Origin of the sequence: Lichenihabitans sp. Uapishka_5, assembly GCF_033947565.1 — a bacterium.
Taxonomy (GTDB): domain Bacteria; phylum Pseudomonadota; class Alphaproteobacteria; order Rhizobiales; family Beijerinckiaceae; genus Lichenihabitans.
This window is the reverse complement of record NZ_JARPVX010000017.1, coordinates 1-14,337: the sequence shown is the minus strand read 5'-3', so window position 1 is coordinate 14,337 and position 14,337 is coordinate 1. Positions and strand designations below refer to the sequence as shown.

At 68.2% G+C, this 14,337-nt stretch carries 13 protein-coding genes and 1 pseudogene; 9 read left to right on the top strand and 5 right to left on the bottom strand.

Annotated elements, in window-relative coordinates; all coding sequences use genetic code 11:
- Nucleotides 1-2 precede the first annotated feature (2 nt).
- From P7D22_RS09200 to P7D22_RS09190, 3 genes are read right to left on the bottom strand one after another with little or no spacing between them, the layout of a single operon-like run.
- Nucleotides 3-887, bottom strand: a complete 885-nt coding sequence (locus tag P7D22_RS09200; RefSeq protein WP_319933928.1) for an N-acetylmannosamine kinase — start codon at nt 885-887, stop codon at nt 3-5.
- Nucleotides 871-1,698, bottom strand: coding sequence for a MurR/RpiR family transcriptional regulator (locus P7D22_RS09195; RefSeq protein WP_319933927.1), 828 nt, complete (start codon nt 1,696-1,698; stop codon nt 871-873). The genes P7D22_RS09200 and P7D22_RS09195 overlap by 17 nt, the downstream gene beginning before the upstream one ends.
- A 27-nt stretch (nt 1,699-1,725) precedes the next feature.
- Nucleotides 1,726-2,925 carry a GNAT family N-acetyltransferase gene (locus P7D22_RS09190; RefSeq protein ID WP_319933926.1) on the bottom strand — a complete coding sequence of 400 codons (1,200 nt, stop codon included), beginning with the start codon at nt 2,923-2,925 and terminating at the stop codon, nt 1,726-1,728.
- A gap of 86 nt (nt 2,926-3,011) precedes the next feature.
- Here P7D22_RS09190 and P7D22_RS09185 point away from each other — a divergent pair, with 86 nt between their 5' ends.
- From P7D22_RS09185 to P7D22_RS09170, 4 genes are all read left to right on the top strand, one after another.
- The gene (locus tag P7D22_RS09185) at nt 3,012-4,334 is read left to right on the top strand and encodes an extracellular solute-binding protein (RefSeq protein ID WP_319933967.1); all 1,323 of its coding nucleotides are present in this window, start codon (nt 3,012-3,014) and stop codon (nt 4,332-4,334) included.
- Nucleotides 4,335-4,465: 131 nt separating this feature from the next.
- A complete protein-coding gene (locus P7D22_RS09180) occupies nt 4,466-5,350 on the top strand; it encodes a carbohydrate ABC transporter permease (protein WP_319933925.1) in 885 nt (294 codons plus the stop codon).
- A complete protein-coding gene (locus P7D22_RS09175; RefSeq protein WP_319933924.1) occupies nt 5,347-5,979 on the top strand; it encodes an ABC transporter permease subunit in 633 nt (210 codons plus the stop codon). Before P7D22_RS09180 ends, P7D22_RS09175 begins: the two co-directional genes overlap by 4 nt.
- 33 nt (nt 5,980-6,012) lie before the next feature.
- The gene (locus P7D22_RS09170) at nt 6,013-6,183 is read left to right on the top strand and encodes a hypothetical protein (RefSeq protein WP_319933923.1); all 171 of its coding nucleotides are present in this window, start codon (nt 6,013-6,015) and stop codon (nt 6,181-6,183) included.
- Between the two features lie 481 nt (nt 6,184-6,664).
- Here the strand turns inward: P7D22_RS09170 and P7D22_RS09165 are convergent, their stop codons facing one another.
- Nucleotides 6,665-6,922, bottom strand: a complete 258-nt coding sequence (locus P7D22_RS09165; RefSeq protein WP_319933922.1) for a hypothetical protein — start codon at nt 6,920-6,922, stop codon at nt 6,665-6,667.
- Between the two features lie 97 nt (nt 6,923-7,019).
- On the opposite strand from P7D22_RS09165, the pseudogene P7D22_RS09160 reads away from it, so the two are divergent.
- From P7D22_RS09160 to P7D22_RS09150, 3 genes and pseudogenes are all read left to right on the top strand, one after another.
- Nucleotides 7,020-8,132 (top strand): annotated as a pseudogene (locus P7D22_RS09160) (S-(hydroxymethyl)glutathione dehydrogenase/class III alcohol dehydrogenase).
- A 139-nt stretch (nt 8,133-8,271) separates the two neighbouring features.
- On the top strand, nt 8,272-9,408 hold the full coding sequence (locus P7D22_RS09155; protein WP_319933921.1) for a hypothetical protein: 1,137 nt from the start codon (nt 8,272-8,274) through the stop codon (nt 9,406-9,408).
- Nucleotides 9,398-11,692 carry a hypothetical protein gene (locus P7D22_RS09150; RefSeq protein ID WP_319933920.1) on the top strand — a complete coding sequence of 765 codons (2,295 nt, stop codon included), beginning with the start codon at nt 9,398-9,400 and terminating at the stop codon, nt 11,690-11,692. The genes P7D22_RS09155 and P7D22_RS09150 overlap by 11 nt, the downstream gene beginning before the upstream one ends.
- Nucleotides 11,693-12,085: 393 nt before the next feature.
- On the opposite strand, the gene P7D22_RS09145 is transcribed toward P7D22_RS09150, so the two are convergent.
- Nucleotides 12,086-13,012, bottom strand: a complete 927-nt coding sequence (locus P7D22_RS09145; RefSeq protein WP_319933919.1) for an ATP-dependent DNA ligase — start codon at nt 13,010-13,012, stop codon at nt 12,086-12,088.
- Nucleotides 13,013-13,104: 92 nt separating this feature from the next.
- Between P7D22_RS09145 and P7D22_RS09140 the strand changes: the two genes are divergently transcribed.
- A complete protein-coding gene (locus P7D22_RS09140; RefSeq protein ID WP_319933918.1) occupies nt 13,105-13,773 on the top strand; it encodes an SOS response-associated peptidase in 669 nt (222 codons plus the stop codon).
- Between the two features lie 10 nt (nt 13,774-13,783).
- Entirely contained in the window at nt 13,784-14,167 is a 384-nt protein-coding gene (locus tag P7D22_RS09135) for a helix-turn-helix domain-containing protein (protein ID WP_319933917.1), read from the top strand.
- Nucleotides 14,168-14,337 lie beyond the last annotated feature (170 nt).

Genomic DNA, 14,337 nt, shown 5'->3' with positions numbered 1-14,337 from the left:
CTTCAGGCGCTGACGAGGGCGGCTGCGCCTAGCAGTCCCGCGTCCGCGCCGGCCTGCGCCAGGGTCAACGGCCGGCGGAAGGTGGGTGGCAGGTCCAGCATGGCGCGACGGACGCGATCGAGGAACCCCGGCGCGAGCCCGACGCCGCCGCCGATCGCGATGACGTCGAGATCGCACACGGCCGTCAGGTCGGCGAAGGCGTTGGCCAGATGGCCGGCGGCGTCATCCAGCAGGGCCGACGCCTCGGCGTTCCCACCCGTGGCCTCCGCGAAGACCTCCGGGGCCGTGACGGGCCGGCCCAGCACCTCCGAGCCCCGACGACCGATGGCGGTGCCCGAGGCCAGCGTCTCGAGGCAACCGCGACGCCCGCATCCGCAAGGGGGTCCGCTGCGAACGGCGACCACGTGCCCGACGTGTCCGGCTAGCCCGGCCTGGCCGATCAGGAGGCGGCCCTCGGTGACGATGCCGGCCCCGATGCCGGTCGAGATCGTCACGAAGGCGAAGGTCCGGCATCCGCGGCCCGCCCCGTACCGGTACTCGGCCCAGGCCGCCGCCTGCGCGTCGTTGATCACCAGCGGCTCGACGCCGGTGGCCTCCTTGATCGCAGCCGCGAGTGGGAAGTCGTCCTCGATGGGGAGGGTCGAGGGGTTGAGGGCCGTCAGGCACCCCTCGCGCACCACCCCGGTCGTGGCGACGGCGATCCGGCGCGTCGCCGGGACGGGCCCGATCTCGCGCACGATGGCCTGAACCAGGTCTGCGCCTTTGCCGGTCCGCGGCGTGGCGATCTGACGACGGTCCCGGATGACCTCGCCCCCGACGCTCGCGACGGCGACCTTGGTGCCGCCCATGTCGATCGCCAGGACCGCCTCCTCAGAAACTCCGGTCACTCACGACTCCCGCTGTCTGCGCCGCCATCTCGATGCAGGAGGGATCCTGCCGCCCCATCTCCCCGATGAGGGCGTCGACGATGAGCAGCTGGCTGATCTTCGATTGGAAGGCGCCGCCCGTGAGGGGCGTCTCCGGCCACGATGCGATGAGGGCGATGTCGCAGACCGCCACCAGGGGGCTCTTCGCCCGGTTGCTGACCCCGATCACGAAGCCGCCGTTCCCCTTCGCGACCTCGGCCACCCGAACGGCGTCGATCGTGGAGCCCGAGCTCGAGATCACGACGTGGGTCGAGCCGGGCTTCGACGTCCCGGCCGCCATCACGGCTAGGTGCGCGTCGCTGGACGCGCGGCAGGGTCGTCCAATGCGCGACATCTTGTAGGCGAGGTACTGCGCCGTGATGGCCGAGGCCGCCACCCCGAAGCATTCGATGAAGGTCGCCGACGAGAGGTGCCGCGCCGCCGCCTCGACGTCGGACCGGACGATCAGCTGCTCGGTCTCGCGCAGGGCCACGACGGCCGTCTCCACGAGACGCTGGATGTCGTCGGCCGGCGTGCCGGCGTCGGCGCTCCGCTGATCGGTCGCGAGCTCCTTCGCCAGGGTGAGCTTGAAGTCCTGGAACCCGGTGAAGCCCTGGTCGCGGCAGAAGCGCATGACGCTCGCCTCCGAGGAGCCCGAGACTTCGGCGAGCTCGGTGATGCTCTGGTAGAGTGCGGCCTCGGGGTGGGCGAGCACGGTCTCGGCGACGCGCGCGAGGGCGGGCGTCATGTCGCTCGCCAGCGACCTCAAGGTTGCGATCAAAGCCTGCGCCATCGTCGTCTCCGTGCCTGCACGGGCGGCTTATACGTGTTCGGCGAGCCAGGGTGCAGGGCCGCCGAATGCGAGGTCGGCCAGCCTGACCGCGTCGTCGTCGCCCTGGACGAGACCGAGGCGCCGGAGACGGGACGCGCTGCGGAAGCCCGTGAACAGCGTGGCGAAGGTGTGTGCATGGAGCGTCAGCCCCGGCGCGCCGGCGGATCGCTCGCGGACGTGCGGGACGCCGGCGGAGAGCTCGAGCGCGATATCCGACCGCGTCCCGTCCGCGGCGATGATGCAGAGGCCAAGGTGGCCGTCACGCAGCACGTAGCCGCGCCGCTCGAGCGCGACCTTCGGGTCCGCGATCCGAGCGAGCCATTCCTCCTGGTGCGCGATGCGCCAGCCCTTGTCCGGCATCGCGGCCACGAGGTCGTCGTGCGGGCCGCCGTGCCATCTGACGCGCGGGTAGACGGAGCGGAAGCGGCCGAAGAGCGCGAGCAGGCCCGTCGCAGCGTCGAGGTCCGCGGCATGCCAGTCACGGATGGTCAGGCAGTCGGTGTCGCTCGCGTCGATGATCGCGTAGGCAACAGCCAGGTCGCCTGCCGCCGCGTAGGCCCGCAGCGCATGCGACGGGGCACGAAGGAGCTCCCTCCAGTGCCGGTCCGTGCGGTCGAGGAGGCCGGCCTCCTGGGACGTCTTGCGGTCGTAGGCGCGCCGGATGGCGGGATCGCCCGCTTCCACCTCACGGAACTGAAGGTCGGCCCAGGCGGGGAGCGCCAACGTGTCGGCCTCGTAGATCATCTCGCTTCCGGCGAGCTCGAACCCGCACTTCCGGTAGACGGGCCGCGCCGAGGCGAAGAGCGTCACCATGGCGGCTCCCCGCGACGACGCCGCGGCGCAGAGCGCGTCGACCAGCGGCCTCGCCAGCCCGCGTCCTCGCGCTTCGGGCGCGATCGCGACGTGCGCGACGTTGGCCGCCGGGACCCAGCCGCCGCCGAACCGATGCCGCGCGTCGAGGAGCGCGGCGCAGGCCGCGGGCCGGCCCGCCACCCTCGCCACGAAGAACGCGTCAATGCCCACGTGCTCGAGATACTCCGCCGAGCGCGTCGGCGTGAAGCCGAACGCCATCCCGAGCAGCGCAGCGACGTCGGAGGCGTCCGCGGCTTCCGCCGGTGCCATGCTGAGATCCGTCATGACATATTTTTTCATTGCGAAGGATTTGTCGAAGGAATACTCCATGAACATGGACCCGCCGTCAAGGATCCGAGACTGGATCCCTGGACAGGCGCCGAGGTCACGGTGGTGTTGTCGAGGAGGACGGAGGAATGCCGATGCTGCGAACCCTGCGTGACGCTATGGCGGGCACGGCCCTGCTCCTCGCCGCATCCATCCCGGCACAAGCCGAGGTCACAGTGGCGGGCTGGCCAGGTGGTCCTGAGGAGATCGCGCTTCGCAAAGCGGCCGAGATCTATAACGACGCGCCTGGACGCACGGACGAGGACAAGGTCAAGCTGCTGTTCTTCAATCGAGAGGGCTTCTTCGACAAGCTCCAGGCGGACCTCGCGGCTGGTTCGACCACCTTCGACGTCAACCTCGTCGCCACCTACTCGCTCGGCAAGTACGCACCCTTCATGGATCCTCTGACCCTGCCGGCCTCCGCGGCCGACACCTTCTCGCCCACTGTGCTGAAGACCATGCAGTACGACGGCAAGCAGTTCGGCGTGCCGACCGACCTATCCATGCACTTCATGTATGTTCGCAAGGACCTCATGGACAAGCTCCTGTCCGACGACGCGTGGAAGAAGACCTACGGCGAGATCGCGGAGAAGCACCTCGGCAAGGCGCTCGCGCCCAAGGCGCCTGACGACTGGAACTGGGACGACTACGCCGCTACGGCCCTGTTCTTCACCAAGGCCGTGAACCCGAAGAGCCCGGTGCGCTACGGCACGGTTCTGCAGATGAAAAACCTTTTGTTCAACATGATGGTGTTCGGGTCGGTGCCGCGATCCTACGGCGGCAACTGGATGGACGGGTCGGGCAAGGTCACGATCGACTCCGCCGCCTATCGCATCGCGCTCGAGCTCTACAAGAAGCTCTACGACGCCGGCGCCACGCCGAAGGACTCGCTCTCCTACGAGTTCCCCGAGACGAACGCCGCCTTCGGATCGGGTCAGGTCGCGACCATGCTGCAGTGGAACGCCGCGGCCGCCGACCTCGACAACAAGGACAAGGCGCCGACGCTCGCGGGCAAGGTCGAGACCGTCGCCCCGCCCGCCGGTCCCGCCGGTCGGTTCACCCACATCCACAGCCTGGGGCTCGGGCTCAACAAGGCCTCGACCCACAAGGAGGCGGCGCTCAAGTTCCTGACCTGGCTCGCCACCCCGGAGGCGATGACGGATTACGCGCAGGCCGGCGGCTCGCCCGCCCTGTCGGACGCGGTGGTGGCCAAGGTCCCGAACCGCCCGGACCTCGTGAAGCTCGGCCGCTTCGCGGGCCAGTACGGCTTCGTCATGGATGGCGGCACCTCCGCCAACGCGCTGCAGGTCTACGAGGCGCAGGCGAAAGCCTTCACGGGCTTCTGGGGTGGCACCGACACGCTCGACGGCGCCCTGAAGCAGGCCGACGAGGCGATGACGAAGCTGCTGAAGCCCTGAGGGCCAGGGTCCGAGCGACACGAAATCGCGCCCGGCCGCGCGCCGGGCACCCCCGCGGTGACCCCGGTCGCCGCCGCCGCACACGCACCGCCGCGACGACCGCGGTGCCGACGGCCTGATCGGCAGCGCCCATGGCATCCATCATAGCCGCTCACGGCATCCTGCCGCGCCGCGACGGCCTCGTGCTGATCGCCCCGCTGACGCTGTTCCTGCTCGCCATGCTGGGGCTGCCGTTCGCCATCGACATCGTCTACGCGCTGTCGCACGTCACCTTCGAGAACATCCGACATCCCCAATTCGAGGGTCTCGGCAACTTCGCGACCGTGCTCCGCGACCCCGCCTTCTGGCAGGCCATGTGGTTCTCGCTCCGCTTCGCGCTCCTGACCGCGACGGCGCAGCTCGTCATCGGCCTCGGCCTCGCCATCTTCCTGGCACCGCTGTTCGCGCTCATCCCGTCCCTGATGGCCATCCTGATGCTGCCGATGATGATGGCGCCGGCGCTCGTCGGCCTAATGTACCGGCTGCTGCTGCAGGAGTTCGTCGGCATCGTGCCGAACACCTGGGCCGCCTGGTTCGGCGACAGCCCGGCCTTCCTCAGCCCGGGCACGGCCTTCTGGACGCTCTCGACCATCGAGATCCTGCAATGGACGCCCTTCGCGCTGCTGATCCTCTACTCGGCCTACGCGGCGATCCCGGGCGAGATCCGCGAGGCGGCGGCCCTCGACGGCGCAGGGCCGCTGCGGCGCCTCGTCCTGATCGACCTGCCCTGGATGGCGCCGACGCTGGCCATCACGTTCTTCTTCCGCTTCATCGACGGCTTCCGCGTTTTCGACAACGTCTACGTGCTGACCGGGACGGGCGCGGGCGGAAGCACCACGACGATCAGCATCTTCATCTACGAGGCCTTCTTCCGCCACAACGACATCGGCGTCGCGGTGGCGGCCTCGCTGATCCTGCTCGCCCTTTCGTTCGCGGTGCTGACGGGCCTGATGCGTCTCGCGGGAGGTCGGCGATGAGGGTGCGTCACGGATGGATGGCCCTGCGGGTCGCGGTCTTCGCGCTCGCCGCCTTCACGTTCAACTTCCCCCTCATCGCGACCGTCGTGACCTCGCTGAAAGGTGAGGCCGAGATCAACGAGAACCCCACCCTGAGCATCGCCGCGCCCACCCTCGACAACTATGCCCAGGTGCACGCGGCGTCGGATCGCTTCGACATCCTGCACTACCTGTTCAACAGCATCGTATCGGCCGGCCTCGGGGCGCTCCTCGCCCTGATCCTCGCCTTCCCGGCCGCCTACGCGGTGGCACGGTCGGGCGTCGGCGCGCGATGGCTGCTGCCGATCGTCACCAATCTGCGGGCGGTCCCCCTCATCATCTTCGCGATCCCGATCTATCTCGTCTACCAGGGCGTTCACCTGCTCGACACCCGGATCGGCCTCGCGCTCATCCTGTGCCTCGTCAACCTGCCGCTCGTGCTGGTGCTCCTCGTCAACGCGCTCGTCGACCTGCCGCTCGCGGTCGAGGAGGCGGCGCGGATGGACGGGGCTAGCACGGCGGGGATGATGCTGCATGTCGTGCTGCCCCTCACGGCGCCGGCCATCGCCTCCGCGCTGGTGCTCTCCTTCATCTACAGCTGGAACGAGTAGCTTTTCGGCCTGATGCTGACGACGGAGCGCGCCGTGCCGATCACTGTGGGCGCCTCGTTCTTCTTCTCGGCCAGCGGCGGCGGGATCCGCTGGGGCGTCGCGGCGGCCGTCATGGTGGTGAGCGTCCTGCCGCCGCTCGCGCTCAGCCTCTTCGCCTACCGCTTCATCGGGCGGGCCCTCACGGCTGGCGCCGTGAAGGGCTGAAGCGCGCGGGCTGAACCAAGCTTCGGCCGGCCGGCTTCAGCTGCCATCCGGGTCGTCGATAACGGCGGAGACGGACCATCCAAGCGCGCTCCGAAAGCCTCAGGGGTTTGGCAGCGTAGCTCGCACGACTGAAGGAACGCGCTAACGCATGGCTGAGGCGACGGATCGCATAACGACCGGCAGCCAACAAGTCCTCAGCCGTTACCTCGCTCGGCCGGCACGGGCCACGCCGTTGTGGACGTTTCCATTGTCGAATGGGTTGATCACGATCTGGGAAATCCACGATTCCCTCTCCAAGCAACGTCTTGGTCACGAGGGCGGCGCCGGAATTCCGGCACACCGCGTGGGCCCGGCGATCCCGTCGTTAGTCAGTGGATCAGCGTGGGGTACCTCCCCGAGCGCCTGGTCGATTGTCGGCCGAGGTGCGGTTCGAAGCTTAGGGTCAGCGGGGCCCGCGACTGGGCCAGCAGGTCGCCGACCGTCACGAAGCCGAGGCTTCGCATCCTATCGCCACCGTCGCCGGCGGGCGCAGGGCCTCGAGAGGCAACGAAAGCAGGACCGCGCTTCCGTGTCCTGCGGGGGCGACTAAGGCGGGCTTCGCCTCAAAGCGGCCGAGGGCGTGCGCCGCCCCCCAAGTCTCGGCGATGGCGGCCCGCGCGGTGACACCCGACATCGTCAGGCGTCCCAGGATGGCGTCGAGCAGCGCCGCCTCGCCGCCATTCAGGTGGTCGGTCGTCACGCCGAAAGGATCCGCGGATCGACGGGGTCATCAGTCCGGGGCCTCGTTCCCGCCGGCGGCCACGCGTCGGCCGCCGCAAACCGACCGAGAGGAAACCATGAAGAGCCGTGCCGCTATCGTCTGGGAGGCCAACAAGCCGCTGACGATCGAGACGATCGAGATAGGCGGACCACGGGCCGGCGAGGTGCTGGTCGAGAACATGGCCACCGGCCTCTGCCACACGGACGCCTACACCCTTTTGGGCATCGAGCCTGAGGGCAAGTTCCCGGCCATCCTGGGCCACGAGGGTTGCCGGCATCGTGCGCGAGGTCGGCGCGGGCGTCACGTCGGTGAAGGTCGGCAACCACGTGATCCCGCTCTACACGCCCGAGTGCCGGCAGTGCAAAAGCTGCCTCAGCCAGCGCACCAACCTCTGCACCGCGATCCGGTCGACGCAAGGGCAGGGCGTGATGCCCGACGGCACCACCCGGTTCAGCTGCGACGGCGGCGAGGTGTTTCACTATATGGGCACCTCGACCTTTTCGAACTTCACCGTGCTGCCCGAGATCGCGGTGGCCAAGGTGCGCGAGGACGCGCCCTTCGACAAGATCTGCTACATCGGCTGCGGCGTGACGACCGGCATCGGCGCGGTGGTCTACACCGGCAAGGTGTGGCCGGGCGCCAACGTGGTGGTGTTCGGCCTCGGCGGCATTGGCCTCACGTCATCCAGGGCACCCGCATGGTTGGGGCCAACAAGATCATCGGCGTCGACCTCAACCCCGCCAAGGCCGACATTGCCCGCAAGTTCGGCATGACCGACTACGTCAACCCGGACGGGGTCGGCCGCGACAAGGTCGTGCAGGCCATCGTCGACCTGACGGGCGGCGACGCCGACTTCTCCTTCGAGTGCATCGGCAACGTCCACACCTTGCGCCAGGCGCTCGAATGCTGCCATCGCGGCTGGGGCACCTCGATCGTGATCGGCGTGGCGCCATCGGGTGCCGAGATCGCGACGCGGCCGTTCCAGCTCGTCACCGGCCGCAACTGGCGCGGCTCGGCCTTCGGCGGCGCGCGCGGACGCAGCGACGTGCCGAAGATCGTCGACTGGTACATGGAGGGCAAAATTAACATCGACGACCTGATCACCCACACCATGCCGCTCGACGACATCAACAAGGGCTTCGACCTGATGCACGCGGGCGAGTCGATCCGCTCGGTGGTGGTTTACTGACCGGGTTCGAACGGCTCCGTCACGGGTATCCACTAGGAATTCCTCTGGGAACATGCCGACGGTGGCCCCCATTGGGAGCGCGCCAAACGTCCATATGCGTTACCGTGTCGACGGAATCCGACGAAGGGCGCGATCGTGAATGGCCGACTGGCACCGGGGTGGATGGTTCGGGAGCATCCAGGTCTGGGCACGCCGACTGGTCGCCGACCAGTTGCGTGAGAACGACACCCTGCGCGGACTGCGTCGGCGCCCCCTTAATCGAATCCTGCGCCGGTTCCTCTCCATAGGGACCTTCGGACGCTTCATGGCCGCCTACGCCTGCGTCGACCTCGCGATGCTCGTCACAGAGGCAATGGTGAGCGTGATCGCTCCGGACGCTCTGCCCAGGTGGACCTTCCCCGCGGAGGCCGCGACCTCCGGTCCGCCCCCTCCCGACGTCAAGGCCATCCTCCTGAACGTCGGGAGTTACCTCATTGGAGCCCAGGTCGGGGCGCTGAGCGTCATATCGCTCGCCCTCGCCCTCGTCACCCTCATCGCGCAACGCGACGACGCGTCGACCGACGTGAGGATCTACTACCACGAGTCGCTCGCATTCGAACTGGTCGCGAGTTGCGTCGCCCTGATCGCGATCCTGTGCGTGCAATTGATATGGCCCTCGCAGTTCCTGCTGCACGTGATGGGGTTTGGAACGGCCTCCCAGGTCTTCAAGCTTTTCCTTCTCTGCGTCCACCTGGCCTGGCTGTCGGCCAACCTCGGAGGCCTGGCCCATTTCACGGTCACAACCTTCGGCTTCGTGCAGCAGTCGCGGCGCGAGGCACTGAGGAGGCGATACACCGCGAACGTCGTCCATCCGCGCACGATGATGCCGCGGTTGATGGAGCAGATCTATGGCTCGGCCGGCCCCGTCATCTCAGATCACCTTGGGCTCGCTTCGGGCGGGCGGTTGACCTTCGGCGCCGATTTCGGCGATCCCGCCGCGATCGAGGTCAGGTCCAGCTTCGACGTGCCGGTGACGCTGCGCGACGTGCGCCTGACTTGGGTGGCCTTCGTCGTCCGCAGGTGGCATCAGCGCTGCGTCGCGGATGTGCGCGGGGCAGCACGGGACGGCGACGTCTTCGCCGCCAGGCCGGCGATCTGGTTCACCCCGATGCCCGAAGTGCCGCTCCGGGGTGACACGCCATGGTGCATGCGTCGAGGTGGCGTCCCGCTGCTCCCGCTGGAGCGTGTGATCCTGCGACTGGCATTCCGCTTCAGGAAGGTCTCCCGTGAACGATGACCTGCCCACGCCAGAGGAGATCCTCGAGGAGCTCGCGGACCGTGCGGTCTCGCAGATCGATCGGCTCGCGACGGTCTCGTTCGATTCGGCATGGAAGGAGATGACCCGCTATCACCGCTTCCTCCTCCACGCGAATGCGTCGCGGACGGACGCGGGATCGCCATTCAGCTATGCAGAGGTTGCCGGATACAGCTGGACGGCACCGCACCAAGTCTGGACGCGGGTCTACGACAGGCTATTCAAGCGGGCGATCGAGCGCTTGCCGGACGATGACCGCTTCCTCCGCGTCATGGCCTACGCGCCAAGACGGCTCCTGTCCGGACCGGATGATCCCGAACTGCCCCCCGCAGTCGTGGCATCGATCCTCGACCTCGGGTCCATGTTGATCCATCGGCTCGAGACATGGGTCACCAAGCGTTCATCCGACGGTGCGGTATTGTCCGGTGGCGACCGGCATGCGCTCGGTGGCTCGGACGCGCGGGCCTACAAGGCGGTGCTGCCGGAGCCGGTGGGTGCCTGGGAGGGAACGCTGGTTCACCTCACGCCGTCGGGGCAGAGGCTGCCAAGCCGTTCCGTCCCCGAGGAGATGCGGTGGGAGGCGCTCGCGGCGGCTTGGCCAGCCGTGTGGCGCCACCTCATCAACACGGCGAATCGACTCGCAGCCGCGGCATGGAATGACGACCAAGCCGGGACTGACTTGTTCCGGGAGGCGTTCGTCCGCTGGTCGAGTGAAGTCGACCGAGGCCGGGAGGCTTCGCTCGACATCCGTCGTCCGCACCTCCTCCTGCCCGACCTCATGCGAATGGGCTGGCCCGAGGCAAGGCAGCGAGTCGCCGCGCTGTCCTACGACCGGGCACCTGCCGCTAATCCGGAACGTGTGTTCTCGCTCGTCGCGGCCGCCGTGCATCGCGACGTGCTGTACGTGACCGCGGCGCTCCTCTCACTATGGACGACCGAGCGCAAGCAGGCTTCCACGATCGGCGCCTCCACCGCGCGATCCCTGCTCCTCATGGAGGGCGGGGAACACGAGGCGTACGGTCATGTCGACGTCGATCGGAGCTTCACCTCCCGTCTGCTCTCTCACCTCCGCCTGCATCTCGCAGGCGAGCGCCTTTCCGACGCCTCCTACCCGGGAGACTTGGACGCCCTCGTTCAGAGGCTCGACGGCATGACCGAACGGGACATCGTTCCCGGCCGCGTCTTCACGCCCTCGACGTCCCACGGCAGGGACGACCTCCTCCCCGCGAGCATCGCCATCCTGGCGGCTGCGGCTCCGGGAGCCGACGCCGCAGAGGTTGAACGTATGGTCGCGGACCTCGCCTCCCGGGTCGACCTCCTGCCGGACGTCGACCAGACGCTGCGAAGCATCCTCCACGAGCTGCGTGCGATCCAGAACGCATGCGGGCATGCCACGGTGCGGACGCACGAGGTGATCAGGATCATCGAACCAGACGTGGACGCGGCGGACGCACTATCCAAGCTGGAAGCGCTGGCAGGAGCCGCCATCGTGACCATCGAGGCGGAGCGAAGCCGTCGCCTTCGTGCCCTGCCATTGGACGCCGGCAAGCTCGAGCGGCTGCGGGCGTCCCTGCAGGCCGCGCTGCTCGATGGAGCGGAGCATGTTCCGTTCTTCTCCGACGTTCAGGTTCGTGGGGCCGCCGAGGGAGAAGCTGCGGAGCCTCACACGATTACCTTAACCAACATCGCCAAGGCCTCCTTCGTCGAACCGCCGATGCAGCCGAGATCGTCGAACTTCGACGAGGTGGTCGCGTCGAGCGTGCAGGACCATGCCGGATGGCAGGTCTGGCATGCCTTCGTCGCGCGATCTCACGTCAAGATGGATGTCGTTGCCACCGTCGAGACGGCGGACTTCTGGAACGCCATCGCCGGCCTGATCGGAATTCTGGGATCGGATCCGATCCTGGTCGTATCCCGTCAGGCCGAGGCGCGCACCCTGCGTCGCATGATGCGCCTGCAAGGTGGTGAGGATCCCGCCCTCAGGATCGAGAACCTTGGAAAGGCGGGAACCTACGTCGTTACCGTCAACGGCGTGGACGTGCACGCAGCCCAATTCCCGGTCGGTGTCGCGTGGCTGTTCTCGGGCCGGGCATTGGGGGGCGTTCGCTACGCCACCATCGACGCCTCCGCCGACCTCCTGTCCCTCCGATACGAGGCCGTCGACGACGAGACCGGCAAGCTCCTCGTGAAGTTCGCGCAACACTTCGAGTGGGCCGACGCGGTCGCCTACGAACTCCACGTGATCGACCCCGAGGAGGAGGATTGATGGGCGGGGCGGGCAGCCGGACGTCATGCCCAAGGTCCGGATGCACGGTGAGCATGGTCGTCAGTAGGACACGGGAAGATGCTCGGGGTTCCTCAAGGCGACACTCGCGCATCTCGCCCAGGGTTACCCTCCTCGAGGTTCGAACCCCAACCAACGGAAACCAATCGGGCGCGCGAAGCGGGCGGGCGTTCGATGGATGGCGCGCCCTCGGAAGTCGCGTTCCCCCGTGGGTCAGGCCTGTCCGAGCTCGCGCGATCTCCACTTGGCGGCTTCGACGCAGGCGTCGAGGAGCCCGGCCAAGCCGCCGTCCCGGTTCATGAGGTCGTACGCGGGTCATGCGCACACCGCTACACGGTAGTACGGACGTCGCAGGTGACGAATGGTCGAGGGCGCCTATGCGTCGTCAGGATGACGCGCGTCGTCGACGTCTCCGGGGAGCTCACCCTCCGCGCCGATGGCTTGTATCGACGCGTGGCGCAGCTTGTCCTCACCGCGAAGGTGGCGAACGCGCGCCACCATGCCTTCCCTCATCCAGGCCGCCTTGCGCTTCGCGATCGTGCCCGCCAGCCGGGCGCGCGGCGCCCCGAGCTCTTCGACCGTCGCCCAGAACCGCTCGCGCTCCCTGGCCTTCAGGGTAACGACCGCATCGCCGACATAAGCCGGAGACCGACCGAGCCGGGCGAGCAGCGCCACCGGCAGCCCGGTGCGGCTACGCTCGACGCCGAGCACGGCGTAATCCGCGACCGTGTAGCTCTTCACCTTCACCCAGGCCTTGGTCCGGCCGCTCGTGTAAAGGCTGTCGGCCCGCTTGGAGACGATGCCCTCCAGGCCATGCTGGTCCGCCGCCCGAAAGAACGCGGGGCCGTCACCGACATGCTCGTGGCTGAGCTGAACTCGAGAGGCGGCGTCTCCGCCGACGAGATCCCGCAACCGCCTCCTGCGCTCCCGCAGGGCCTCGCCGCGGAGATCCCGCCCGTCGAGCGCAATCAGGTCGAAGGCGAACAGGACGAGGCGCTCCGGTGCCGACTTGATCGCACCACGTAGGGCTGGGAAGTCCGTGATTCCCGACGCGTTCTGCACGCACATCTCGCCATCGAGGATCGCCGAGCGGCAGCGCAGCCCGCGAGCCGCCGCGATCACCGGCGCGTACCTCCCTATCCAGTCGAAGCCGTTGCGCGTGTAGGCGTGCACGTCCTTGCCGCGGATCGTGAGCACGGTTCGGTAGCCGTCGAACTTGATCTCGTGAATCCACTCGCCACCCCTGGGCGCCTCATCGACCAGGGTCGGCAGCATCGGATCGACGAAGCCGACCGGCGGCAAGGGGCGAGGCATGGGGCGACAGATCCAGCGAAGGTCCGTGACCCTGGCCGAGATCGGTTGAAGAAGGATGAGGAGCCGCATAGCGTGGCGACATGTGCGGACGCTTCACCCAGCATTACACTTGGCAGCAGGTCAACGAGTTCCTGTCGGTCCTCGGCGCGCCGCTGAACCTACGGCCCCGCTACAACATCGCGCCCACGACGGAGATCCACGTGGTTCGGCTCGATGGCGAAGGCCGGCGCGAGCTCGTCCGCATGCGATGGGGCCTCGTGCCGGGCTGGTGGTCGAAGGGCCTCAAGGAGGTGCCGGCCACCTTCAACGCAAGGGCCGAGACCGTGGCCGAGAAGCCGATGTTCCGCAGCGCCTTCAAGCAGCGCCGCTGCATCATCCCTGCCTCGGGGTTCTACGAATGGACGGGCGAGAAGGGCTCGAAGGTGCCGCATCTGTTCTCGGCCGCGGACGGCAGCCCCGTGCTGGCCTTCGCTGGCCTGTGGGACCGCTGGCGCGACAACGCGACCGGCGATGAGGTCCTGTCCGCCACCATCATCGTGTCGGGCGCGAGCGACTGGATGACCCCGTACCACGACCGCATGCCGGTGCTGCTCGTGCCGGAGTTGTTCGACGCCTGGCTGAAGGGCGAGACGGGACCCGAGGTGCTGCGGCCGGCCGCCGAGGGCGCCTTGCGGGAATGGGTCGTGTCCGACCGGGTGAACCGGACGGGCCAAGGGGATGATGACCCGACGATGGTCGAGGCGGCCTAGGCGCGCGCGGGTGGATGCGCCAGAGGCCGTCGCGCACGCGCTCAGCTTCCTCGAAGGCTTGCGCGAGGGCGGCGGGGTGTCCGGTGACGCGATGGCCGGCGCGTTCATCGAGCACTTAGCCGGACACGGGTTCGTGGTGCGCCCACGCGAAGGCGCCGAGCGCTTGCGCCTCAAGCCGACGGCGCTCGGTGCCCTGCGCGTCAGGGGCGCCGACGTCCGCGCGGCACGTGAGGCCCTGGGGCTCAGCATCACCGAGTTGGCCGCCCGCGCGGCGGTCTCACATGAGGCCGTCAGTCGGATGGAGAGCGGTCGCACCAGCCCGCACGCCAAGACGGTGGCGGCCGTCATGGATGCCCTCGGCCGCGCCAGGGTCGACGGAGATCGGGAGCGCTAATCGGCCATGATTGAACCTGCCAAAACTTGACCGTGGTCGGTTCGTCGATGGCCGAGGCGGTTCCGGTCGCCACGTTCCCGAGCCTCATCCGCGGGGCACGATCCCAACCATCATACTGTAAAATCGCTCGCAATAGTGACCCCCTGAGGGGGTAATTTCGCGGCCAATGC